Origin of the sequence: Polymorphobacter sp., from assembly GCF_051860865.1 — a bacterium.
Lineage (GTDB): Bacteria > Pseudomonadota > Alphaproteobacteria > Sphingomonadales > Sphingomonadaceae > Sandarakinorhabdus.
This window is the reverse complement of sequence record NZ_JBIMKZ010000030.1, coordinates 1-22,755: the sequence shown is the minus strand read 5'-3', so window position 1 is coordinate 22,755 and position 22,755 is coordinate 1. Positions and strand designations below refer to the sequence as shown.

The 22,755-nt window shown below is 63.4% G+C and carries 23 protein-coding genes; 11 read left to right on the top strand and 12 right to left on the bottom strand.

Annotated elements, in window-relative coordinates; genetic code table 11:
* The first annotated feature begins 172 nt into the window (after nt 1-172).
* From ACTIFJ_RS07595 to ACTIFJ_RS07585, 3 genes are read left to right on the top strand one after another with little or no spacing between them, the layout of a single operon-like run.
* Nucleotides 173-1,702: a fumarate hydratase gene (locus ACTIFJ_RS07595; RefSeq protein WP_439533495.1), complete on the top strand. Its 1,530-nt coding sequence runs from the start codon at nt 173-175 to the stop codon at nt 1,700-1,702.
* A gap of 36 nt (nt 1,703-1,738) precedes the next feature.
* Entirely contained in the window at nt 1,739-2,323 is a 585-nt protein-coding gene (locus ACTIFJ_RS07590) for a hypothetical protein (protein WP_439533494.1), read from the top strand.
* Between the two features lie 9 nt (nt 2,324-2,332).
* Nucleotides 2,333-2,935: a pyridoxamine 5'-phosphate oxidase family protein gene (locus ACTIFJ_RS07585; RefSeq protein ID WP_439533493.1), complete on the top strand. Its 603-nt coding sequence runs from the start codon at nt 2,333-2,335 to the stop codon at nt 2,933-2,935.
* A 206-nt stretch (nt 2,936-3,141) separates the two neighbouring features.
* On the opposite strand, the gene ACTIFJ_RS07580 is transcribed toward ACTIFJ_RS07585, so the two are convergent.
* The 3 genes from ACTIFJ_RS07580 to ACTIFJ_RS07570 all read right to left on the bottom strand — a co-directional run bounded on the left by ACTIFJ_RS07580 (nt 3,142) and on the right by ACTIFJ_RS07570 (nt 6,723).
* Entirely contained in the window at nt 3,142-3,678 is a 537-nt protein-coding gene (locus tag ACTIFJ_RS07580) for a CAP domain-containing protein (RefSeq protein WP_439533492.1), read from the bottom strand.
* A 94-nt stretch (nt 3,679-3,772) separates the two neighbouring features.
* Nucleotides 3,773-5,452, bottom strand: coding sequence for an energy-dependent translational throttle protein EttA (gene ettA, locus ACTIFJ_RS07575; protein WP_439533491.1), 1,680 nt, complete (start codon nt 5,450-5,452; stop codon nt 3,773-3,775).
* Between the two features lie 95 nt (nt 5,453-5,547).
* On the bottom strand, nt 5,548-6,723 hold the full coding sequence (locus ACTIFJ_RS07570) for a CaiB/BaiF CoA transferase family protein (RefSeq protein WP_439533490.1): 1,176 nt from the start codon (nt 6,721-6,723) through the stop codon (nt 5,548-5,550).
* 75 nt (nt 6,724-6,798) lie between these two features.
* Here ACTIFJ_RS07570 and ACTIFJ_RS07565 point away from each other — a divergent pair, with 75 nt between their 5' ends.
* Nucleotides 6,799-7,719 (top strand): hydroxymethylglutaryl-CoA lyase, encoded by a 921-nt coding sequence (locus tag ACTIFJ_RS07565; RefSeq protein WP_439533489.1) that lies wholly within the window; start codon nt 6,799-6,801, stop codon nt 7,717-7,719.
* Nucleotides 7,720-7,772: 53 nt separating this feature from the next.
* Here ACTIFJ_RS07565 and ACTIFJ_RS07560 read toward each other — a convergent pair whose 3' ends face one another.
* The 3 genes from ACTIFJ_RS07560 to ACTIFJ_RS07550 all read right to left on the bottom strand — a co-directional run bounded on the left by ACTIFJ_RS07560 (nt 7,773) and on the right by ACTIFJ_RS07550 (nt 10,529).
* The gene (locus ACTIFJ_RS07560; RefSeq protein WP_439533488.1) at nt 7,773-8,495 is read right to left on the bottom strand and encodes a superoxide dismutase; all 723 of its coding nucleotides are present in this window, start codon (nt 8,493-8,495) and stop codon (nt 7,773-7,775) included.
* A gap of 61 nt (nt 8,496-8,556) precedes the next feature.
* Entirely contained in the window at nt 8,557-9,162 is a 606-nt protein-coding gene (gene leuD, locus ACTIFJ_RS07555) for a 3-isopropylmalate dehydratase small subunit (RefSeq protein WP_439533487.1), read from the bottom strand.
* A complete protein-coding gene (locus tag ACTIFJ_RS07550) occupies nt 9,159-10,529 on the bottom strand; it encodes a 3-isopropylmalate dehydratase large subunit (RefSeq protein WP_439533486.1) in 1,371 nt (456 codons plus the stop codon). Before ACTIFJ_RS07550 ends, leuD begins: the two co-directional genes overlap by 4 nt.
* Before the next feature lie 92 nt (nt 10,530-10,621).
* Here ACTIFJ_RS07550 and purU point away from each other — a divergent pair, with 92 nt between their 5' ends.
* Nucleotides 10,622-11,476: a formyltetrahydrofolate deformylase gene (gene purU / locus ACTIFJ_RS07545; protein ID WP_439533485.1), complete on the top strand. Its 855-nt coding sequence runs from the start codon at nt 10,622-10,624 to the stop codon at nt 11,474-11,476.
* A 26-nt stretch (nt 11,477-11,502) separates the two neighbouring features.
* Here the strand turns inward: purU and ACTIFJ_RS07540 are convergent, their stop codons facing one another.
* Nucleotides 11,503-11,859, bottom strand: a complete 357-nt coding sequence (locus tag ACTIFJ_RS07540; protein ID WP_439533484.1) for a hypothetical protein — start codon at nt 11,857-11,859, stop codon at nt 11,503-11,505.
* A gap of 772 nt (nt 11,860-12,631) precedes the next feature.
* Between ACTIFJ_RS07540 and ACTIFJ_RS07535 the strand changes: the two genes are divergently transcribed.
* Together ACTIFJ_RS07535 and ACTIFJ_RS07530 are read left to right on the top strand one after the other, a co-directional pair.
* Nucleotides 12,632-13,915: an AAA family ATPase gene (locus ACTIFJ_RS07535; RefSeq protein WP_439533483.1), complete on the top strand. Its 1,284-nt coding sequence runs from the start codon at nt 12,632-12,634 to the stop codon at nt 13,913-13,915.
* A complete protein-coding gene (locus tag ACTIFJ_RS07530; RefSeq protein ID WP_439533482.1) occupies nt 13,916-14,776 on the top strand; it encodes a hypothetical protein in 861 nt (286 codons plus the stop codon). It begins immediately after the preceding gene.
* 209 nt (nt 14,777-14,985) lie between these two features.
* On the opposite strand, the gene ACTIFJ_RS07525 is transcribed toward ACTIFJ_RS07530, so the two are convergent.
* The gene (locus tag ACTIFJ_RS07525; RefSeq protein WP_439533481.1) at nt 14,986-15,933 is read right to left on the bottom strand and encodes a XamI family restriction endonuclease; all 948 of its coding nucleotides are present in this window, start codon (nt 15,931-15,933) and stop codon (nt 14,986-14,988) included.
* Nucleotides 15,866-17,104 carry a DNA cytosine methyltransferase gene (locus tag ACTIFJ_RS07520; RefSeq protein ID WP_439533480.1) on the bottom strand — a complete coding sequence of 413 codons (1,239 nt, stop codon included), beginning with the start codon at nt 17,102-17,104 and terminating at the stop codon, nt 15,866-15,868. The genes ACTIFJ_RS07525 and ACTIFJ_RS07520 overlap by 68 nt, the downstream gene beginning before the upstream one ends.
* Nucleotides 17,105-17,416: 312 nt before the next feature.
* On the opposite strand from ACTIFJ_RS07520, the gene ACTIFJ_RS07515 reads away from it, so the two are divergent.
* The 3 genes from ACTIFJ_RS07515 (at nt 17,417) to ACTIFJ_RS07505 (ending at nt 18,970) form a co-directional block, all read left to right on the top strand.
* The gene (locus ACTIFJ_RS07515; RefSeq protein ID WP_439533479.1) at nt 17,417-17,734 is read left to right on the top strand and encodes an MFS transporter small subunit; all 318 of its coding nucleotides are present in this window, start codon (nt 17,417-17,419) and stop codon (nt 17,732-17,734) included.
* A gap of 113 nt (nt 17,735-17,847) precedes the next feature.
* Nucleotides 17,848-18,432 carry an NAD(P)H-dependent oxidoreductase gene (locus ACTIFJ_RS07510; protein WP_439533478.1) on the top strand — a complete coding sequence of 195 codons (585 nt, stop codon included), beginning with the start codon at nt 17,848-17,850 and terminating at the stop codon, nt 18,430-18,432.
* Between the two features lie 58 nt (nt 18,433-18,490).
* Nucleotides 18,491-18,970 carry a CIA30 family protein gene (locus tag ACTIFJ_RS07505; RefSeq protein WP_439533477.1) on the top strand — a complete coding sequence of 160 codons (480 nt, stop codon included), beginning with the start codon at nt 18,491-18,493 and terminating at the stop codon, nt 18,968-18,970.
* Between the two features lie 138 nt (nt 18,971-19,108).
* Here ACTIFJ_RS07505 and ACTIFJ_RS07500 read toward each other — a convergent pair whose 3' ends face one another.
* The 3 genes from ACTIFJ_RS07500 to ACTIFJ_RS07490 form a co-directional block, all read right to left on the bottom strand.
* Complete coding sequence (locus ACTIFJ_RS07500) at nt 19,109-19,792, bottom strand: MobA/MobL family protein (protein ID WP_439533476.1); 684 nt, start codon at nt 19,790-19,792, stop codon at nt 19,109-19,111.
* Nucleotides 19,793-20,118: 326 nt separating this feature from the next.
* Entirely contained in the window at nt 20,119-20,730 is a 612-nt protein-coding gene (locus tag ACTIFJ_RS07495) for a hypothetical protein (protein ID WP_439533475.1), read from the bottom strand.
* A 77-nt stretch (nt 20,731-20,807) separates the two neighbouring features.
* Complete coding sequence (locus tag ACTIFJ_RS07490; RefSeq protein WP_439533474.1) at nt 20,808-21,752, bottom strand: AAA family ATPase; 945 nt, start codon at nt 21,750-21,752, stop codon at nt 20,808-20,810.
* 552 nt (nt 21,753-22,304) lie between these two features.
* On the opposite strand from ACTIFJ_RS07490, the gene ACTIFJ_RS07485 reads away from it, so the two are divergent.
* A complete protein-coding gene (locus tag ACTIFJ_RS07485; protein ID WP_439533473.1) occupies nt 22,305-22,562 on the top strand; it encodes a hypothetical protein in 258 nt (85 codons plus the stop codon).
* Nucleotides 22,563-22,755 lie beyond the last annotated feature (193 nt).

The following is a 22,755-nucleotide window of genomic DNA, read 5'->3' as shown; positions in this document are numbered from 1 at the left end:
GGGATTGTGCCTCATCCAGATTTGAACGCAAGCCCTGATTATCGCCGAAACGCATTTTTCGCGTCCATTACGGTATCACGCGACAACCCGCCGCCGCCGCAGGCGCAACCCCCCTACCGTCCTGCCGCACACGTCGCTAAGAGGGCCGCGAGCCGCGTAAAGGAGACCCGCCATGACCCCCCAGACCGTCATCCGCCAGGACGATGTCATCGAGTCGGTCGCCGACGCCCTGCAATATATCAGCTACTTCCACCCGATGGATTACATCCGCGCGCTGGGCCGCGCCTATGAACTGGAGCAGGGCCCCGCCGCCCGCGATGCCATCGCCCAGATCCTCACCAACAGCCGCATGTGCGCCGAGGGCCACCGCCCGATCTGCCAGGACACCGGCATCATCGTCGCCTTCGTCAAGATCGGCATGGACGTCCGCTTCGATGCCAGCATGACCGTCGAGCAGATGATCAACGAGGGCGTCCGCCGCGCCTGGCTGCACCCGGACAACAAGCTCCGCCCCTCCATCCTCGCCGACCCCGCCTTCACCCGCGTCAACACGCGGGACAACACCCCCGCCGTCACCCACATCACCCTGGTGCCGGGCAACACGGTCGAGATCACCGTCGCCGCCAAGGGCGGCGGCTCGGAGAACAAGTCCAAGTTCGCCATGCTCAACCCGTCGGATTCGATCCGGGACTGGGTGGTCAACACCGTCCCCCAGATGGGCGCCGGCTGGTGCCCGCCGGGCATGCTCGGCATCGGCATCGGCGGCACCGCCGAAAAGGCGATGATCCTCGCGAAGGAAGCGCTGATGGAGCCGATCGACATGGCCGAGCTCAAGGCTCGCGGCCCCAATTCGCCCCTCGAGGAACTGCGCATCGAGCTGTTCGACGCGGTCAACGATCTCGGCATCGGCGCCCAGGGCCTCGGCGGCCTCAGCACCATCCTCGACGTCAAGATCCTCACCGCCCCCACCCATGCCGCCTCGAAGCCGATCGCCATGATCCCCAATTGCGCCGCCACCCGCCACGCGCACTTCACCCTCACCGGCAACGGCCCGGCCTATCTCGAGCCGCCGGCGCTGGCCGAATGGCCGAAGGTCGACTGGAAGCCCAGCCCCCAGGCCATCCCCGTCAACCTCGATACGCTGACCCCGGAGATCGTCGCCAGCTGGCAGCCCGGCGACCGGCTGCTGCTCAACGGCCGCATGCTCACCGGCCGCGATGCCGCCCACAAGCGCCTCGCCGACATGATCGCCAGCGGCCAGCCGCTGCCGGTCGATTTCACCAACCGCGTCATCTATTATGTCGGCCCCGTCGATCCGGTCGGGGACGAGGTCGTCGGCCCCGCCGGCCCGACCACCGCGACGCGGATGGACAAGTTCACCGAGACCATGCTCGCCAACACCGGCCTGATCGCCATGATCGGCAAGGCCGAGCGCGGGCCGACCGGCATCGAGGCCATCGCCCGCCACAAGGCCGCCTATCTGATGGCCGTCGGCGGCGCCGCCTATCTGGTCGCCAAGGCGATCAAGGGCGCCAAGGTCCTGGCCTTCGAGGATCTCGGCATGGAAGCCATCTACGAGTTCACCGTCGAGAACATGCCGGTCACCGTCGCCGTTGATTCGAGCGGCACCAGCGTCCACAAGACGGGTCCGGCGCAATGGCGACAGAAGATCGCCGACAGCCGGGCACTCGAACAAGCCTGAACACCAAAGGGCTTGAACACCAAAGGGGGGGAAGTCATGCGTACCATTATCGTTCCGGCTGGCCTGGCGCTGCTGCTGGCCGCCTGCGCCACCAAATCGCCATCGCAGGTCGCCGCCCCCACCTTCCCCACCGTCTCCGAGCGCGCCGAGGTCGCCGCCGAACCGCCGCCGCCGGCGATGGCCGCCAGCGGCGACCATATCCAGGTCTGGCAGCTGCGCTCGGCGCTCAACGTCGCCGCGCTGGCCTGCTCGCGCGCCGGCGAAACCGCGATCAGCAACCGCTACAATGCCATGCTCAAGCAGCATGGCACGCTGTTCACCCAGGCCTATCTGGCCGAGGAAGGCCGCTACCGCGCCCGCCACGGCGCCCGCTGGCAGACCATCCAGGACCAGGAGGCCACCCGCCTCTACAACCGCTACGCCAACCACCCCGAGCCCGCCCGCTTCTGCAAGGAAGCCGGCAGCATCAGCGTCGATGCGCTGCGCGTCACCAGCGCCGATTTCCCGCGCTTCGCCGCCGCCGCCCTGCCCCGGCTCGAAACGCCCGGCCTGTTCGCCGAGCCGGCGCCCAAGCCCGCCGCCCCCCTTACCGCCGCCCGCAAGGCGACCAAGAAGGGCTGAGCCGAGCCCATGGACGCGGCGCTCGCCGACATCCTCACCGGGGCCTGGGCCACGCTCACGCGCGGCGCCGCCGACCGCCGCTCTCCCGTCCACACGCCAGTAATCGCCAGCATCGGGACCAGCACCGGGTCCGACGCCACGCCCGATGCCCGGGTGATGGTGCTGCGCCACGTCGACCCCGCCGCCGCCACGCTGCGCTTCCACACCGATGCCCGCAGCCCGAAATGCCGGGACCTCGACGGCCGCCCGGTCGCCGTCCTCGCCTATCACCCCGGCCAGGCCGTCCAGCTCCGCCTCCACGGCCGCGCCCGCATCGTCACCCAGGGCCCCGAGGCCGATGCCGCCTGGGCCGCCAGCACGCCCTTCGCCCGCCGCTGCTATCTCGCCGAGCATCCGCCCGGCACCCCACTCCCCGCCCCCGGCTCCGGCCTCCCCGCCGACGTCGAAGGCCTCAAGCCCAGCGAAGCCCGGCTCCTGCAAGCCCGCCCCCATTTCGCGCTGCTGCTCGTCACCATTCACCACATCGACTGGCTGCACCTCGCCCAGACCGGCCACCGCCGCGCGCGCTTTGAAGCCGCCGATGGCTGGCGGGGCCGATGGCTGGTGCCTTAGCCGAAGGGTCTCGCCGGCAGTAGAAAGATGCCTCCGGCGGCTGGGGCCGCAGGCCCTAGACCCCAAATATTGGGTTGATCCCGCAGGACCATCTGCCATCGCCATGCGGAGGCCAAATTATCGGGGTCTGGGGCCTGCGGCCCCAGCCGCCGGAGGCATTTTTCCTTCGCGCCGGCGGCTATTTTCTTGTCGATCTCGGACCCCGCCTAGAACACCGGTTCGCCCATCACATTGCCGGCTTTCCGGTAGCGGCAGACCAGATAGTCATCCTCGCCGTTGCGCATCATGGCGCAGCCGACGCGTGACGTCGTGCGCCACACCATCTGGGTATAGTGGCCGACGGCGGGAAAGCTGGCCAGCCAGTCGCCCGGCCCGCGCAGCAGGGCGCGCTCGCTGACCCATTCGCCGATCATCTCCTCGACCGAATAGGCGCCGGCGGTGCCCATGAACAGGTTTTCGCCTTGCGGTTCCGGCCGGTTGGTCTGGTCGTGCTCGAACAGCCGCTGGCGGGCGAGCGCGGTCGCCCACAGCCGGGCATCGGCCACCAGGGCTTCGTCCCAGACCAGCGGCGGCACCTTGACTTCGGCGCGGGCGCGGTTGTGCAGCGCCATCACGCGCGCCATGAAATCAGGCGGTTCGGCGGCGATGATTGGCTCGGCATCGGCGGCGCCTGTCAGCAGGACGAGCAGCGACAATGCCGCCGGCCATGCCCAACGCCCCGAATGCGCCCGTTGCGCAGCCATTCCAATTGCCCCTGCCCATGCTGCGGGCGCACGTTAAGCATAGGGTAAAAATACTTACAAGCATTCGGCGGCCCGTATGGGGCCGCCGAAAGCGCTAGCGGGTCAGCTTCTTGTAGCTCAGTGCGTGCGGACGATCGGCTGCGTCGCCGAGACGCCGCCTTTTATCCTCTTCATAGGCCTCGAAATTGCCTTCGAACCATTCGACATGGCTGTCGCCCTCGAAGGCCAGGATGTGCGTCGCCAGCCGATCGAGGAAGAAGCGGTCATGGCTGATCACCACGGCGCAGCCGGCGAAGCTTTCCAGCGCCTCTTCCAGCGCCCGCAGCGTCTCGACATCGAGGTCGTTGGTCGGCTCATCGAGCAGCAGCACATTACCGCCCTTGACCAGCATCTTGGCCATGTGGACGCGGTTGCGCTCGCCGCCGGAAAGCTGGCCGACCTTCTTCTGCTGGTCGGCGCCCTTGAAATTGAAGGCGCCGACATAGGCGCGGGTGAGCACCTCGTTCTTGCCGAAATAGAATTTCTCGTTGCCGCCGGAAATCTCTTCCCAGACGTTCTTGCTGGCTTCCAGCGCATCGCGACTCTGGTCGACATAGGCCAGTTTGACCGTGTCCCCGACCCGGATTTCGCCGGTATCGGGCTGTTCCTGGCCGGTGATGATCCGGAACAGCGTGGTCTTGCCGGCGCCGTTCGGGCCGATGATGCCGACGATGCCGCCCGGCGGCAGGCTGAAGGTCAGATTCTCGAACAGCAATTTGTCGCCATAGGATTTGGTCAGGCCATTGGCCTCGATGACGGTGTTGCCCAGCCGCTCGGGGATCTGGATGAGGATCTGCGCCGACCCCAGCCGCCGGTTCGCCTGCTTCTCGACCAGCTCGTCGAACGCCTTGATACGCGCCTTGCTCTTGGTCTGTCGGGCCTTGGCGGAGGAGCGGATCCACTGCAGTTCCTGGGTGATCGCCTTCTGGCGGCTTTCGTCCTCGCGCTCTTCCTGCGCCATCCGCTTGGATTTCGCCTCCAGCCAGTCCGAATAATTGCCTTCGAACGGGATGGCGCGGCCGCGGTCGAGCTCCAGCACCCACTTCACGACATTGTCGAGGAAGTAGCGATCATGGGTGACGAGGATCGCCATCCCCTTGTATTCCTTGAGATGGTTTTCCAGCCAGGACACGGATTCGGCGTCGAGATGGTTGGTCGGCTCATCGAGCAGCAGGATATCCGGCTTTTCGAGCAGCAGCTTGCACAGCGCCACGCGGCGCTTTTCGCCGCCGGAAAGATTGTCGACCGACGAGTCGCCCGGCGGACAGCGCAGCGCGTCCATGGCGATTTCGAGCTGGTTGTCGAGCGTCCAGCCATCGACCGCGTCGATCTTCTCCTGCAGGTCGCCCATTTCCTCCATCAGCTTGTCGAAGTCGGTCGAGTCCTGCGGGTCGGCCATCTCGGCCGAGATGGCGTTGAAGCGCTCGACGAGATCGGCCACCGGCCGCACCCCGTCCATGACATTGCCGCGCACGTCCTTGGTCGGATCGAGCTGCGGCTCCTGCGGCAGATAGCCGACGGTGATGCCCTCGGCGGCCCAGGCTTCGCCCTGATATTCCTTGTCGATTCCGGCGATGACCTTCATCAGCGTCGACTTGCCGGCGCCGTTGGGGCCGATGATGGCGATCTTGGCGCCGGGCAGGAAGCTGAGGGTGATGTCCTTGAAAGCCGGCTTGGGCGCGCCGGGGTAGGTCTTGGAAAGACCCTTCATGACATAGGCGTATTGATAGGCCACGGGGAGGCTCCGGAAATCGAGGAATGGGCAAGGCTGCGCCGTCGCGCTCTAGCAGCGCCGGCCCTGGCTTTCAAACATCATCGGGCTTTGCGGGGTCAGGCAATCGCTCCGGCGGCGAGCAGCGCATCGATCTCGGCCGCGTCCATGCCGATCCCGGCGAGCACGGCGCGGGTGTCGGCGCCGGGCTGCGGCAGCGTCGCCGCGCCGCCGGTGCGCTGGCCGTCGACGGCGATCGGCAGCACCGGCAGCCGGGTCTCGCGGCCGTCGTCGAGCGTCACCGGGGACAGGCCGCCGCCGGCGAGCAGGTGCGGATCGTCGAACAGCTCCTCGGGCTTGCCGATCGGCGCGAACGGCAGGCCGGAGCCATCGAGCCGGGCGATCAGCTCGGCCTTGGTGAACTTCTTCAGCTCGGCGCGGACGCGCGGCAGCAGCGTCTCGCGCGCCATCACCCGGGCATTGTTGGCCCGCAGCCCCTCATCGGCCCAGAGATCGTCGAGCCCGAACAGCGTGCAGAACTTTGCCCACAGCCCGTCGGTGACGACGCCGACGAAAATCTGGTCGTCGTCCGCCGTCTCGAACACGTCATAGATCGCCCAGGCCGAGACCCGCGCCGGCATCGGCGCCGCCGGCTTTCCGGTCACCGCCTTCTGCGCCATGTGCTGGCCGACCAGATAGGCCGTGGTTTCGAACAGCGCCGACTGAACGCTGGCGCCCTCGCCGGTGCGGTGCCGCCGCTCGAGCGCCGCCAGCACGCCAATGACGCCGAACATGCCGCCGGCGACGTCGATTACCGAGGCGCCGGCGCGCAGCGGCCGTCCCGGAGGGCCGGTCATATAGGCGAGGCCGCCCATCATCTGCGCCACTTCATCGAGCGCCGTGCGGTCCTCATAGGGGCCGGGCAGGAAGCCTTTCTCCGAGCAATAGATCAGCCGGGGGTTCTCCGCGCGCAGCGCGTCCGCCCCAAGCCCGAGCCGGTCCATGGCGCCGGGGCGGAAATTCTCCACCACCACATCGGCCGCCGCCGCCAGCCGCCGCGCCACCGCCAGGCCGTCAGCGGCCTTCAGATCGAGGCAGATGCTGCTCTTGCCGCGGTTGTACATCGGAAAATAGCCGGCGCCCGAGCCGAGCAGTCGCCGCGTCGCATCGCCGCCGAGCGGCTCGACCTTGATCACCTCGGCACCCAGCTCGGCGAGGATCGCCCCCACCGCCGGCCCCATGACCATATGGGTGAACTCGACGACCTTGATTCCGGCCAGCAATCCTTCGTGCACGCCCATATTCCCTTTTTGCCAACCTTGCATCGGTCTGCCGGCGGGCATAAGTCCCCATCAAGTCAGGAGCAAGCCATGTCTACCATCCTCATCAGCGAAGTCGGCCCGCGCGACGGGCTCCAGTCGATCGATCCGGTGATGCCGCTCGCCGCCAAATGCGCCTGGATCGACGCGCTCGTCGATGCCGGCATCCGCGAGATCGAGGTCGGCTCATTCGTGCCGGCCAAGCTGCTTCCCCAGCTTGCCGACACCGCGCAGGTCGTCGCCCATGCCCGCACCCACCCCGGCCTCATCGTCGCCGTGCTGGTGCCCAATGCGCGCGGCGCCGAGAATGCGCTCGCCGCCGGTGCCCACAAGCTGACGCTGCCGCTGTCGGCCTCCGAGACCCACAGCCTCAAGAATCTCCGCCGCACCCACGCCCAGGTGCTGGAAGACGCCGCCGCCATTGCCGCGATGTGCAGGGCCGCGCCCTACAAGGTGCATTTCGAGGGCAGTGTCAGCACCGCCTTCGGCTGCACGCTTGAAGGGATCGTCACCGAGGCCAAGGTCGTCGAGCTGGCCGAAAAGCTGATGGCCGCCGGCGCGGATGAGGTCGGCCTGTCGGACACCACCGGCTATGCCAATCCGGCGCAGGTCCGGTCGGTGGTCCGGGCCGTGCATGCCGCCATCGGCGCCGAGCATCTGACCGGGCTGCATTTGCACAACACGCGCGGGCTGGGGCTGGCCAATGTCATCGCCGGGCTCGATGTCGGCATCACCACCTTCGATGCCTCCCTGGGGGGCCTCGGCGGCTGCCCGTTCGCGCCCGGCGCCTCGGGCAATATCGTGACCGAAGATCTGGTGTTCATGCTCGAGGCAATGGGCCATGACACCGGCATCGACCTCGACAAGCTGCTCAAGGTCCGCGACATCCTCGCCGCCGCGCTGCCGTCCGAGCCGCTCTACGGGTTCACGCCCGACGCTGGGCTGCCGCTGGGCTTCCGCCAGGCGGCATGAAAAAGCCGCGGGCGGCGGGGAAACCCCCGCCGCCCGCGGCCCTTCAACTCAGATCAGGCGAAATTCTTCGCCGCGAAGCGCCAGTCGAGGTGATCGTTGACGACCGCCTTGACGTGATCGGGGCGGCGGTTCTGCCAGTCCAGATAATAGGCATGCTCCCAGACATCGACGGTGAGCAGCGGCTTCTGGCCATTGGTGAACGGCACCTCGGCGTTGCTGGTGCTGACCACTTTGAGCGTGCCGCCCTCGGAGACCAGCCAGCCCCAGCCCGAGCCGAACTGCGCCGTCGTCACCTTGGCCAGCTCGGCCTTCAGCGCGTCGACCGAGCCGAAATCGCGCTGGATGGCGTTGAGCAGCGGCCCCTCGGGCGCGGTCTTGTCCGGGGTCAGGCTGGTCCAGTAGAAATTATGGTTCCAGGCCTGGGCGGCATTGTTGAACAGCGCCTTCTTGGCCGGGTCACCGGCGGAGGCGAGAATGATCTCCTCCAGCGTCTGGTCCGCCATCGGCGTGTCCTTCACCAGCCCGGCCAGCGTGTTGAAATAACCGGCATGATGCTTGCCATAATGGAATTCCAGCGTCCGCGCCGAAATCACCGGCTCCAGCGCATTTTCGGCCCAGGGCAGCGGCGGCTGCTTGAGAGGCGACTTGCCGATGTCCGAGGTCTGCAGCGGGGCTGCCTTGGCCACGCCGCTCACTGCTGCGGCTCCGACTGCGGCGCCGACCTTGAGAAAGTTGCGACGCTGCTCATCGGCCGCGTCCATGCTGCGATCGGTCATGCAAATCTCCTGAAAACATCTTCATCACGCTACAATACCTCGAATATCTGTCCGTGAACTATTAGTCCTGAGCCAGATAGACCCAGGGGCGTTCCGTCCGGTCCGCCGCCTGGAAAGACCGGATGGTGCCTGCCTGTACCAAGGTCAGGTCGATCGCATCAAGCCCGCCAAGCAGCATTGCCTTGGCTTCTCCATCAACGGAAAAACCGAAGCAAAGTTCCCCTGCGCGAACCGTCTGCGCCGGCAGGTCGATGCTGATCGGCGCCCCCGCCGAGGCCAGCGCCAGCACATCCGCCCGGGGCAGCGCCAGCGGCAGCAGCCCGCCGCGCACGGCATTGCCGGCGAAGATCGGCGAGAAGCTCGGCGCGATCACGCAGCGGATGCCCCATTCCACCAGCGCCCACACCGCATGCTCGCGGCTCGACCCGCAGCCGAAATTGTCGCCCGAGAGCAGGATCGCCGCCTGCGCATAGGCGGGCTGGTTGAGCACGAATGCCGGGTCCGGCACCCGCCCCTCCAGATAGCGCCGCCCGGCGAAAAGCCCGTCCTTCAGACCGGTCTTGCCGGTCGATTTCATTTCGCGCGACGGGATGATGATGTCGGTGTCGATATTGTCCTCGATCAGCGGCGCCGCGACGCTGGAGAGGGTGACGAAGGGCTGGCTCATGACACGGCTCCCGGCATGGCAATCGCGCCGGCAAGCGCACTCGCCGCCACCACCTCGGGGCTGGCGATATGGGTCCGCGTCCCCTTGCCCTGGCGGCTCTCGAAATTGCGGTTGGTCGAGCTGATCACCCGCTCGCCCGCCCCGAAGCTCTCGCCGCCGGCGAAGAAGCACAGCGAGCAGCCGCTCTCGCGCCATTCGAACCCGGCATCGAGAAACACCCGGTCCAGCCCCTCGGCCTCGGCCGCGCGCTTGACCGCGCTCGATCCCGGTACAACCAGTGCCCGCACGCCATCGGCCACCTTGCGGCCCCTGACGATCGCGGCCGCGCGCCGCAGGTCCGAGATTCGGCTGTTGGTGCAGCTGCCGATGAAGGCCCCGGTCACCGGCAACCCGAGCAAAGGCTGGCCGGCCGCCAGCCCCATATAGGCCAGCGGCTTGGCCGCCGCGTCCGCCGGCACCACGCCGTCCAAGGGCACCGACTGCATCGGCGACGTGCCCCAGCTAACCATCGGCCGGATGGCGCCGGCGTCGATGACGATCTCGCGGTCGAACACCGCGTCCGCGTCGCTGACCAGCCCGGCCCAGGCCTCGACCGCCCGGTCCCACATCGCGCCCTCGGGCGCATAGCGCCGGCCCTTCAGCCATTCGAGCGTCACCGCATCGGGCGCGATCACCGCGCTGAACGCGGCGAATTCGGTCGCCATGTTGCACAGGGTCAGCCGCGCCTCCATCGGCAGCGCCCGCACCGCCTCGCCGGCGAACTCCACCGCAAAGCCCTGCCCACCGGCCGAGCCATGGGCGGCGATCAGCGCCAGCGCCATGTCCTTGGCGGTCACGCCGGGCGCCAGCACGCCTTCAAAGCGCACCCGCATCGATGGCGGCTTCTTGATGCGCAGCGTCGATGTCGCCAGCGCATGCTCGGCCTCGGTCGAGCCGATCCCCCAGGCCAGCGCGCCGACCGCGCCCTGGGTGCAGGTGTGGCTGTCCGGCGCCACCAATGTCAGCCCCGGCAGCACGATCCCCAGCTCGGGGGACACCACATGCATGATCCCCTGGTCCGGGTCGGTCACGTCGAACACCCGGATGCCGGCCGCCGTCGCTGCGGCGCGCGTCTCGGTGATGAACGCCTGGCCGCCCGGCATCAGCGTCTGGTCGCCGCGCCCGGGCAGGGTGTCGACAATATGGTCCATCGCCACAAAGGCGCGGGCAGCATCCCAGACCCCGCGCCCGGCGGCGGCCAGCGAGTTCAGCGCGGCGGCGCCGGTCCGCTCATGCAGGAACACCCGGTCGATCGCCACGATCGTCGCCCCGCCCTCGGTCTCGGCAATCGCGTGCGCCGCCCATAATTTGTCGAACAGGCTCGGCATAGACACTCCCTTTCGGGTGTCAGGTAAGGCGCAAAGGCCTGCGGCGAAAGAGGCTTTGGCAAAGTACGGACCGCACTGTATGCGCGGCCTTCATGACCAGACACATGCTCACCCTGTCCTGCCCCGATCGCCCCGGCATCGTCGCCGGGCTGAGCGCGGCGCTGTTCGCGCATGGCGGCAACATCACCGAGGCCGACCAGTTCAACGACGCCGACACCGTGATGTTCTTCGCCCGCATCGAATTCACTCTCGCCGATGGCGACGCCGAGCCGGCGCTGCGCACGGCGCTGGACAGCCTGGCCCAGAGCCTCGACGGCCGGTTCGAACTGCGCCGCCGCGATACCCCGCGCCGCGTACTGCTGCTGGTCTCGAAATTCGATCATTGTCTGGTCGACCTGCTCTACCGCGCCCGCATCGGCGAGCTGCTGATGGAGCCGGTCGGCATCGTCTCCAACCATCCGCGCGAGGTCCATGCCAGCCTCGATTTCGGCCAGATTCCCTATCATTACCTGCCGATGGTCAACGGCAACAAACAGGCGCAGGAAGACGCCATTCGCGCGGTCGTGGCAGACAGTGGTGCCGAGCTGGTCGTCCTCGCCCGCTACATGCAGATCCTGTCGGACGCGCTCGCCGCCGATCTGGCCGGTCGCTGCATCAACATCCACCACAGCTTCCTGCCCGGCTTCAAGGGCGCCAAACCTTATCATCAGGCCCATGCCCGCGGCGTCAAGCTTATCGGCGCGTCCGCGCATTATGTGACCGCCGATCTCGATGAGGGCCCGATCATCGCCCAGGATGTCGAGCCGATCAGCCACGCCGATACGCCCGATGACCTCGTCCGCAAGGGACGGGACATCGAGCGTCGAGTTCTGGCAAGGGCTGTCAGCTACCACCTCGAAGGCCGAACCTTCATCAGCGGCACCCGAACCGTCGTCTTCCCGCACTGACCGGGAAAACGACGGCCGGTTGTTGCTTAGTTCGGCTGGCTGCCCGTATCGGTGTTGGTGCTGCCGGTGCCGGTACCCGTGGTGCCGGGGGTCATCGGCGTGCCCATCGGATCGGTGGTGTTGGGCTCGATGGTCGCCGGCGGCGCCATGCCGCCATCCATCGGCGGCGAGCCGGCCGGCGGCATCTGCGAATCCATGGACCCGTCCATGCCGGTACCGGTGCTGTCCATGGCGGTGCCACCCGCGGCGGTGCCATCATCGACAGTGGTCACCGTATCATCGGTCGTCGCCGCCTTGTCCCCGCACGCTGCAATCGCGAGCGAAAGCGGCAGCAGCAATGCGATGCCAGTGATATTCCGGCGACGGTTTGAAAGATTGTGCATGACATACTCCTCAATTCGTCGCCGACGGCGACCTTGAGAGACCAATCAACACAGGCCGCACTTGTTCCGTGCGAGCTGAACAATTGCTGACTTCGACAGATTTGTCCCGCTTGGAACCCGCTTCACCCTGTTGGCGACAGATGCGCCACAAAACATGACATGGTATCTGGCTGGGGCGGCAGGATCCCCAGCCAACTTTGCGGTTCAGCTAACCAATTGAAATTACTGCATTAAAGTTTAGAGTCGCACAGTCGAGTGGCACAGTCAACAGGCACAGTTTACTCGTCCGCAATGGAGACGTTCCGCCCTTTATTGTGCCTAATTTGGCGAGGGCCCTCGAGGCCGTGCTCGCGCTATTGAGAACCAGCGCGACGCTGTCGATTGCTCAGCCGGGCAGCCGTCATGAAAAAAATGGGCCGCCTATGGACTGGCACCTTTCCGCTAGCGAATGTCGCAAGTGGGCGTTCATCGAGCTCGGGGTGAAGGCCAAAATGACTCATAAGGCGACATTCAGCCATGCTTGGCGGTCCCCAACTTCAGGCATCCATTAACTTCGCCTCGCTGGGCTGGCGAGCGTTCGCTGAGATGTCGTCGTGTGGCGGAGAGTGAGACTTGGCTGCAATCCGTAGTTTGCAGCCTGGACGACCGCTTTAATCAAAACCCGACGCTGGATCTCTCGGTCAGCCCGCCGTTACGTGGATGACCTCTGTTGGTTCCGCGAGATGCTTTCGCTAAACGTTACACGAGTTCCCTCGCCGACGGATCCGCTATCATGTATGTCAGACGCCTCCAGATCACGAACATCCGATCTATTGACAGCTTGGACCTCCGTTTTTCGGCTGCTCAAACAGCAGGATGGCACGTCATCTTAGGCTCAAACGGCGCCGGAAAATCAAGCGTAGTTCGCTCGCTCGCTCTCGCCCTCTCTGGCCCGAAAGAGGCAGCCGCACTGCGACAGAACTGGAACAATTGGCAGCGCGACGGAACCGATGACGCCGCCATCAAACTACAGGTCGAAGTCGATCCGAGAGACATTTTCACAGAAAAAGGCCGCCGTGCCGAAACGATTGAGGTCGAGCTGCTCTTCAAAGCCGTTGACTCCTCAATCGGCGGACCGCGTGTGGATGTCATCCCGGGTACCGGCCAAAAAGTGGGCATTCGATCAATTTGGGGCGCCAACGCGGGCTGGTTCTCAGCATCGTTCGGTCCCTTTCGTCGGTTTACGGGCGGGGACCAAGCGTACGACAGATTGTTCTTCTCCAATCCCCGACTGGCGCCTCATCTCTCTGCATTCGGCGAGGATGTCGCGCTTACCGAAGGACTGCGTTGGCTTCGCGAGCTGCGCGTACGCCAGCTCGAAAATACCTCCGAGGATGGCCATCTACTTGAGCATCTGATCCGATTTCTGAACCGCTCAGAGCTGCTTCCACACGGGGCGCAAATCTCAGAGGTGCGAAGCGAGGAGATTATTATCACCGACGCAAACGGGGCGAGGGTGATCGTGGAGCAACTGAGCGACGGTTACCGCTCCGTCCTTTCTATGATCTTCGAGATCCTTCGGCAGATGACACGGTCTTATGGGGTCGATGCGATGGTTAAGGCGCTCGACATTGACGGGAAGTCGGTGAACCTTCCAGGCGTTGTAGCTATCGACGAGGTAGATGCCCACCTGCACCCGTCCTGGCAGCGGGATATTGGCCCCTGGTTCACGCGCTGTTTCCCAAAGCTGCAATTTCTCGTCACGACACACAGTCCTATAATTTGTCGAAACGCGACCACGGTCTGGCGTCTGGCAAGCCCGGGCAGCGACGAGGAATCCGGCTTGGTCGAAGGCGTGGCCTTGAACCGCCTGATCCACGGGTCGATCCTGGATGCGTATGGTACAGAATTCTTCGGTCGCGACATCGCGCGGTCTGAGGAGTCGAAGCAGTTAATGAACGAACTGGCGCACTTAAACCGTAAGGCGTTGAAGGGCCAGCTCGCCGATGGCGACGAAGGCCGTCTGGAGGATCTACGATCGATGTTGCCGACGACGGCCGCGACGGTCTCCGTCTAAATGCTCAGGATCGCGGTGCGGGATTTGGAGGAGTCGGCGCTGAAGACTTTGGAGGCGATCCAGAAGCTCGTCGATAAACCGGCGGATTATCCAAGCCGAGTGGCCAAGGCTAAAAGCGAGTGGGATACAAAATTGAGCACGAATGCGAAGAAGGACGCGTTCAAGGCTGTGCGCGGGACCCTCGCGAAGATGTGCATCGGCTCGGTACGCTGTGCCTATTGCCAAGATTCGCTCGCCGACGAAGTCGAACATATCCGGCCCAAAAATCTGTTCCCTGAACACGCTTTTGTCTGGGGCAACTACTTGTTCGCCTGCGGTCCCTGTAATGGACCGAAAAGCAACCGCTTCGGTGTCGTGAACGGCGCAGTCGTGGAAGAGTTCATCCGCGGCCGCAATGATGCGGTCGTACCACCACCTGCGGGCGTGTCGGGGTTCATCGATCCGCGCACCGAGGACCCGTTCGCTTTTTTCGAGATGGACCTTGGCGGCGTTACGCCAAACGGCGCGCACATAGAAGGCACGTTCGAGATCCTGCCGCTGGACGGGCTGGGCGTTACCGAGCGCGCGCGTGCTACGTTCACGATCAACGTTCTTGGTCTCAATCGGGAAGCTATCCGTGCGGCTCGAAAGAATGCCTTCGGCGGGTTCTCGGCTCGAATGCACCAATACGTCGCTTCCAAGGAGAGCGGTTCCAACGCACTCGAACTCGCCCGTTTGCAGGCCGATCTCCTCAAGACGCCGCATTTGAGCGTGTTCGAGGATATTCGCCGGCAGCGTCGTTTCCAGCCGGACCTACTCGATCTCTTCGACCGCGCTCCGGAGATGCTGGCTTGGCAGGTGGTGCCGGACGTCGCCGCATAACATCGTGACCAATTTTAGCGGCGGTGGTGCCGAGACCCACAATCGGACGTTAGAGCTGTAACGCGCACTCCCCGAAACCCGGCCTTCATTCAGCTTCGGTTTCGACCGCAGCGAGCTGCGAGTCAGCAAAAGGGAAAGGAAACTGTGGCGCTGAAACCTACACCGAGCCGTTCCACACCGGCCATGGATCGAAGCGAGGCGCAGGCCGCCTAATCTTCGGTAACGAATCTTATCAATGGAGCCAGTTCGTGCTGCCAAAAAATCGCGACACCTTGCTCCTCCTGCGAACGCCGAACGCATGCCAAGTCAAAAACGCCTGCCAGAAGCGCGCCCGTAACAACCTTTGACCCGAATTCGCGTCTCCAAGTATCTGCCTTCCCGCCAACCTCGCGCTGCAATCGCTTCCACGAGTTTTTCGGCCCGTTGCTGACTTTACATTCGAGGGCGAGCAGTCTTCCATCCTTAAGACGAATTGGTAGATCGCATTTTGCGCCTGCCACTTTCCGCTCTCTCGAAAAAGTAAATCTTTCCAACTGATCCAAGCTCGAAATCGACGATCGCGAAGCATCGAAATCCACCCCGGCCGCCTGCAATGTTGCAGACACATCCCCTTCTTGCGCCCTAGAGGAGATGCCTCGGCGGCCTGTCTTAAAAGATTCGTGCGCAAGTAGTAGCGCAGTGGAAAAAACGACTTTGTCACATTCTGATTCAGTGGGATCTCTATCTTGATCAATCCACGGCATCCGCCGATGATCTAATACAGATGAAAAAGCTTCAGCGGTCTTCTCAGCAAACGCGGTTGGGACATTCCTGAATTTTTTTCCAACGAGCGTCCAAAGGTCCTCTTCGCTAACTGGCGGCGCACAAAAATATCTTAATGCCTGCCAAAGGCCACGCTCGCTTATAAGGGCCTGTGCCGTGATACTTCTTAAATTGTTAGTGACAGCCATGGCCTGCTCAATCTGGGGAAGCACCACATCCCACGCGGCGTAGAACGCGGTTGGCCCCTCACCTTTTCGTTCCAGGATAAAACGGGCCTCGGCTAAATCTCGATCAGCCTTCAGTTCCTCTTCCGACCAACGGGTCGGATTAACTTGCGGCACGGGCAGTACGCAAGTTCTGTTCACGAAGCTCTCTGGCGGCAGTGCGGTGCGCACCGTTCACACGCGCTTCCATCGCGGTGTATCGGACCCGTTTATGAAACGCGGCAGGCCATGACGCCGAGGCAGGAGTTTCTTTCAACACCGAATCGAGCGCTCCCTTAATGACGTGAGCAATAGCCTGCCCGATATCTCCTTGCACTGCATTTCCGATTTGCCGGAAACGTGAGGCGCGACCGCCATCGAACAACCAGCCCTCTGGAAATCCCTGCAGGGCCGCACACTCAAGCCAAGTCAACCGCCGCAAGCCGTTAGGTGTCTGAATCCAGTCGGGTGTGGAAGCTGCCCGTATGGTGCGAGATGGCGCATTGAGATCGGCGACGAAGCAATCCTGTCGGTATCCCCAGTGGCCTGAAGGGCGGTTAGCCTCCACTATACCGTTCGACTTCAGCCCAGTTCCCGGAAGCAAATCGAGCAACTCGTGAGCGCGTTTACCTTTAGGCCGCACGATATCGCTTCGGCAAGGCTCAGGAAGGGACTTCAAAAGCTGATCTAGCGACGTCCACGGGAGTATCCCGTTCAGCCCGTTAACCGCGTGTGAAGGCTTCGGAAATTTCGGCAGCGCCTGGTCGCAAGTGGCGACCATATAAAGGCGCACTCGACGCTGCGCAGCTCCAAAGTCGGCTGCGTTCAGCAGCTCAAAGCGACAAGCGTAACCAATGCGCTCGAAGTGCTGCTGGATCATCTCAAGCACGCCACCCGGCTCGCCGTTCTTACCTTTGGCGGTAACTAACCCGGCCACGTTCTCGAACAGCACGACGCGAGGACGGAGTTCGGCGGCGAGCCGTACGAAATGCTTGAAAAGCTGACCGCGGGGATCATCCAGCCCAAGGCCCGCACCGGCTGAACTAAATGGCTGACATGGAGGACCGCCAGCAAGAACATCTGGTCGCCAATCTTCCCCAGCCTTTTCGGGGATCAAATCAGCTTTCCGGACCTCCCGAATATCTGCCTGAAGTAGCTTAGTGCCATCGAGAAATTTCTTCTGCGTCTTATCAATGCGCAGGCCGGCCTGCTGAGTGGCCCTAAGCGTCGACAAGCAATCAGCGTCAATATCGACCGCTGAGACGGTATGAAAACCACTCCTCTCAAACGCACTACTCAGGCCGCCAGCGCCTGAAAACAGATCGACGACCGAATTTTGGCGCAACTTCGAAACCACATTCATCCCCTACGCTAAAGCTAACATAGCAAGCCTCGGCGCTGTCGACGACACGTTATCGGGGGAACAGGAGAAGAACAAGGCCCAACTCGTCGCAAAAGTTGCACTGGAATTTTGGGGTATGGCATCGTAGCATCGGCGTTGACCGGGGCAAGCCTCGGTCTGTAATTGGTCGTCTTGAGCGTCCTAGCGTCGATGTACGGCGGCGGCTTTGCCTCCGTGCCGGCCTATCTCGCCGACCTGTTCGGCGCACGCAATGTCGTCGCCATCAATGGCCGCCTGCTGAGCGCTTAGTCGCTGGCCGGTATTGTAGGCCCCTTGATCGTCGGCAGCCTGCGCGACGCCGGCACGCCGCGCGATCTGGTTTACCCGCCGATCTATCAGGCGCTGCCAGGGGTCCTGTCGATCGCCTTTGTCGCCAATCTGTTGATCCGGCCTGTCGACAAGCGATTTCACAGTTTTGAAGACACGCAGGCCACGATGCCTGGTGCGACGGCTGCGATCACAAGCGACACCGTGTCAGCGCCAAGCGGCATGACAACGATGTTCATCGTGGTCTGCTGGACCGCGGTTCTCTTCCCAATTGCCTGGGGCATCATTCGGACGCTGGAGAAGGTAACGGTGCTGCTGAACTAGGGGTGGGATCACTGCATCACCGTGCGGCGAGGTCGCACTGAACATCGTTCACCTATTCGCTGACAGCCAGATTTCGTAATCAACGGGCGATTGCGAACCCAGGGAAACCGCACATGACAATATCCGCTGCGTCTCGCGTGCTCGTCCTTGATGGCCATCCTGATCGGGAAACGCTATGCGGCTCACTGGCGGTGATCGCCGCCGAAGCGGCCGAGGCGCGCGGCGCCGCGGTGAAGACCCTGCATCTGTCGGCGCTGGCCTTCGACCCAAATCTGGCCGGTGGCTACAAGACGCGACAGGACCATGAGCCCGACCTGGTGCAGTTCCTCGAAACGCTGCGCTGGTGCGATACGTTGATCCTCATCCACCCGATGTGGTGGGGAGCCGCCCCCGCCAAGCTCAAGGGCCTGATCGACCGGGTGTTCTTGCCTGGCATCGCCTTTGCCTATGAAGGCGACGGGCATTTTCCGAAGAAGCTGTTCGAAGGGCGAACGTCGCGGGTGCTTATCACCACCGACACGCCGGGCTGGTATCTGTGGTTCGGCTATCGCAACGGCTGGCTGAATGTGCTGCGCCGACAGATCCTCGATTTCGTCGGCCTCAAGGTTACCCATATGAAGACCATCGGTCCGATCCGCGGCGCGACACCGGCGATGATCGACGGGTTCAGGGCGGCAGCGCGCAAGCTGGTGGCGTGAGCTTGCACCAGTTCTTCGTCGTCTCTGCGCCGGCACCGGTCGAACGGAAGCCAACCCCATGATCGAGACCTTTGCCGACAATCCCGCGAGCCGGTGGAGGTTTTTTAGCGACACCGTGATGGGCGGCGTCTCGTCTGGGCAGGTGCAATTCGAATACGACGATAATCGCCACTGGGCCCGAATGAGAGGAACGATCAGCACCGCGAACAACGGCGGCTTCATCCAGATACGGCGACGCCTGGACCCGCCGCTGATCGCTGGCATTGGTGGCGTGCGGCTCGTCGCACGTGGGAACGATCAACTTTATTTCATACACTTGCGGCGAACGGGGGAGTCGACGCCAACAGCATTTTACCGCGCCGGCTTCGATGTGACGTCCGAATGGCGCGAGACCCGGCTGCCTTTCAGCCTGCTCACTGCTTCGAAGCATGGGATGCAGGATTTCGTGGCAGGGACAAGCATTGCGTCCTTGGCGGTTGTCGCCTTTGGCAGGGACCACCATGCCGATATTTGCATCAGCGAGATCGGCATCTACTGAAACCGGAGCGCGGGTGGGACGCTGTATCGGGCGATTGCTGCTTAGGGGCAGCGATCTGACCAACAAGGCTGCCCAGCACTTGCTTGGCCGATGTGATATGATCGCTGCCCAGGGCGATACGACGTGCCAGCTTTTCGCTTACTCGCCCGTCCACCGTTTGGCGTGCTCGCCTTTCAGCCGCCGCCAAAGGTGTGAAGTCCCGCACCAGCGATGCCATGCGCCCGCGAGGCGTGCCTGTGCTTTGCGGTTGGCCAGCCATGCCGGGTGGCGCGTCCCGAACTTCTTTGCGCGGTGACGCCAGTAGAGTCGCGAGACGATCAGATGGAAATGCGGCCGGACGATCCACTCTCCGTCGTCGCCCTGTAATCCGTGGATTGCCCAGGCGACGGCGGCGCCTTTGTTCGTGAGTTCACGCTCGACAAAGATCGTCACGAACCAACTCCAAAGGTCCGCGGGCAAAGAGCCCGGGATCTGCCCGCAAACATGCCATGCCGACGCGTCGCGGGGATCACAGGTCGCGGCCGTATTGGCATCCGCCTCCTCCCAGATCCTATAGCCCTCGCGAGCCCATTGCGGCGCGCTGCCCGGCAGCATCAACCCGCAGCCACGAAGCTCATAGCCACGTTGAGAAAACGAACGCGGCATTTTTCCGAAGACATCGATCGCGCTCGAATCTCGGGAAATATACGCAACATTGCAGACTGCGGTACGGTACGCCGGCTTTCGGCCAAGGTAGCGCCACTCCCTCGAGATAGGCCTGATCTTGAAGTCACCCCGCGCTTCCGGGTGCATTTCGAACTCGATGAGCTCATCGTCGCTCATGGTGGTGGGAATTCGGATGGCCTCAACGGGCGCAGGCGCCTTGGGCCTGGGCTTCGCTGCGGCAATAGCTCCAAATCGATCGCGCCACCTGATCACGATTGTTGGCTTTCGGTCAGCCTTCCGTTCCGCAATGGACGGAAGGGCGGGCTCGTTTGCATCTGTTTCGTTCTGATCCGGCATTATCGTGTCCTTTAGAAATGGTTGTGCTGATTGTCTCGGCCGGCCGTGGCCATGCGCCGACACGGCAGTTTCAACGGTTTGGCGGGCCCCGATCGCGCCTGATCCATTTTGTGACGGTACTTAACCGGCTAGGGCGAAGCCGGCTGCTATCGCTGGAGAGCAGCCAGCCGAAGTTCGACAATGCGACCGGCCAGCGCGTCGAAGCCGGCCTCTGCCGCAGACTCTTGCAGAAGCTCCGCGGCGAGTTCGAAACGGCAAGCCCCGAGCGGTGTGATGCGTCGGTCCACAAGTTCGTCGAGCAGGATTGCCGCAGCCATCGCCAGATGCTTCTCGCGCCGGTTCCCAAGATCACCCAGGAGTGAAGCATCCACTTGCCGGCCTGCTGCGAGCCATGTTGCGCATGCAAGCTGGCGGTGTACGGCTTCGGCGCCGCCCCGCTGATTGTCCAAAAGCAGACTGGTCCTCAGACGCAGGGTCGTTCGAACAACGGCTGGATCGGCGCAGATGAGCGTTACGCCGGCGTCCTCGACGTTGAGGTTCCGCAGCAAGTCGCGTTCTGAACGATCGTCGTTGGAAGTGACGAAGCGGAGCCGAACCTCACTGTCCTCGCCGTGGAAAATATTCAGCGCCGCGATTGCGACGGACTGGATCCGCATCCCCGCGAGTGAAAGGCCTGAGTCGGCAAACCCGGCGCGTTCAGGGTCGGCGGTGGTGGAAAGGATCAGCGCGATTGTCTGGTCTTTGTAGATCATGGTCATTCTCTTCTTCAAAATGCGAAAGGGCCGCCGTCATTTGACGGCGGCCCTTTTCGAGTGGGTGGTGTGTTCGACAGTCTTCAGTGGTCGAGACGACGCCTAATGGCGACGACGTGGTCGGCAAGGGCGGCCCGCAAAAGGCGGCGGATATCCCGGAGATTGCCGCCTTCCTCGTGCAACCCGACTGCCATGGTTTTGACACGGCCGCGGGCAAGCAGAAGGTTCGAAGCAGGCGGCGGCAACCCGAGTTGAACGACAAGGTCCAAAGCGAGCCGCTCGACAACATGGCCTGCCCACTTTGATGCAGGCCGTTGCAGTTCGACGATCTCGAGGCGCGTGCGGAGAGCCTTCGGCAGGACCGAAACTTCGTTGGCGCACAAAACCCACGACACCGCCCCCAGATCGGCAGCGGCCATCAGGCAGGCATCAAACCATGAGGACGAAGTCGAAGGCTCGAGCAGCGACAGCAGCGTGTGGTGCGGGTGGCCGTTCATTGCCGACCCGCCGCACTTGTCGGCCTCGTCCACCTGGAGCAGCGGATTGCCGGTTTGCTGTGCTGCCATCACCACCAACGGCCACGCTGGTGTCGTCGCCGTGTATCCGCGCGCTGTTCCGGCCAACGCACGGTTGTCGGATGCGCCGCCTACGTCGATGGCGCCGAACCCCAAACCCGCGTGTGATGCAATGAGGCGCGCGGCGTGGCTTTTGCCTGCGGCCGGGGGACCCACCAGGATCACAGGCGGGAGGGATATGGAGTTTTGCGCGCAGCCGCGAGAGAGTGCCACCTCACGACCAACGAAGCCAAGCAACGCGCTGTGCCAGGGCATCGCCGCTTCCAGCTCAGGCAGGAAGCCCGGCGAGGCCAAGGCGGTACAGCCGTGGAGGGTTAGCGGTGTGGTGAGTATCTGCCAGCGAGCGGCGACACCTGGCAGAAAATCCGACTCTGCGGCATCCGGCGGAATTTCATCGACCACCCTCATCGCCGGCATCCCATTCTTCAAGAACAGCGGCCGTTTCACGGTCATGTCGAAGCCTTGCAAGGCGTGCCGGAGGGAGCTTCGGACACAGGTCGAGATAACATTATGGCTGTGGTGAACATGTGATGTTTTCCTTCATGTTGCAGGACCGCTGAGCGGACCGTGCCGCTCCGTTCGAACGACGAAGCAAGGCCAGCGAGAAAGCCGAAAGAGCAGATTTCAGGGCGACTAGCCCTTTTTCCACTCTTCCGACTTTCTCGACCTTGCACTCCAGTGCTGAACTTTTCTGTCTTGGTCAGAGGCTCGCAGCCGGTGACCTTTCCCACCCTTTGGGGCGGCAGTCGGCCGCTCATTCGACTAGCCCAATGATCGGCACCGCGGTGGCGGCGCTGCAGTGCGCCTGCAATGGCCGCTTTGCCGTCGCTGGGTGCCACAGCGGCGATTGCGGAGCAGCGGCGGCTCTGGGCCTATTGTAGCGCCGCCCACGCCGTTGCTGAGGCTGAAGTATGCCGCTGCATTTGAAGATCGGACAACCAAAGGGTGGCCAGCGTCCCCCGCCGCAGGCGCCCGACGAGCAAAGCGAGGAGCTCGAGGCCCGAGATGGGCCGTTTCACTCCCGAAGGGACGCTTACAGTGGTGTGCGCTTGCGCCACCACTGAGGTATTGCGCCTGAAAAAAGAAAAACCCTTATTTGTCGCAGTTCTCATATTTAATGCCGAAATTCGGCGACAAATGCTTCCATCTGCAGACAAACGCCTATTTGTCGCAAAATCGCGCTTCTTGGCCTGCGGCCGAACCCCTCAAATGCGGGAAGGCGGCCAAAACTGCATGGCCGTTTTCCCTTTTGGCGACAAATGAAGGTTTCTGTGAAACGGCAGAAATGCCCTCACAGAAAAATCGGTTTTTGTCTCTCCCGCTTCACAGGAAGCGGCTTGGCAATTTGACGCCATCCGTCACGAAAAATGACGCGATCCGATTTCACTTGAAACTTTCGGCCGCCGTACCGAAATCTTAGTAACGGAAATTATTAAGGATTTTGGAAAATGGCGCG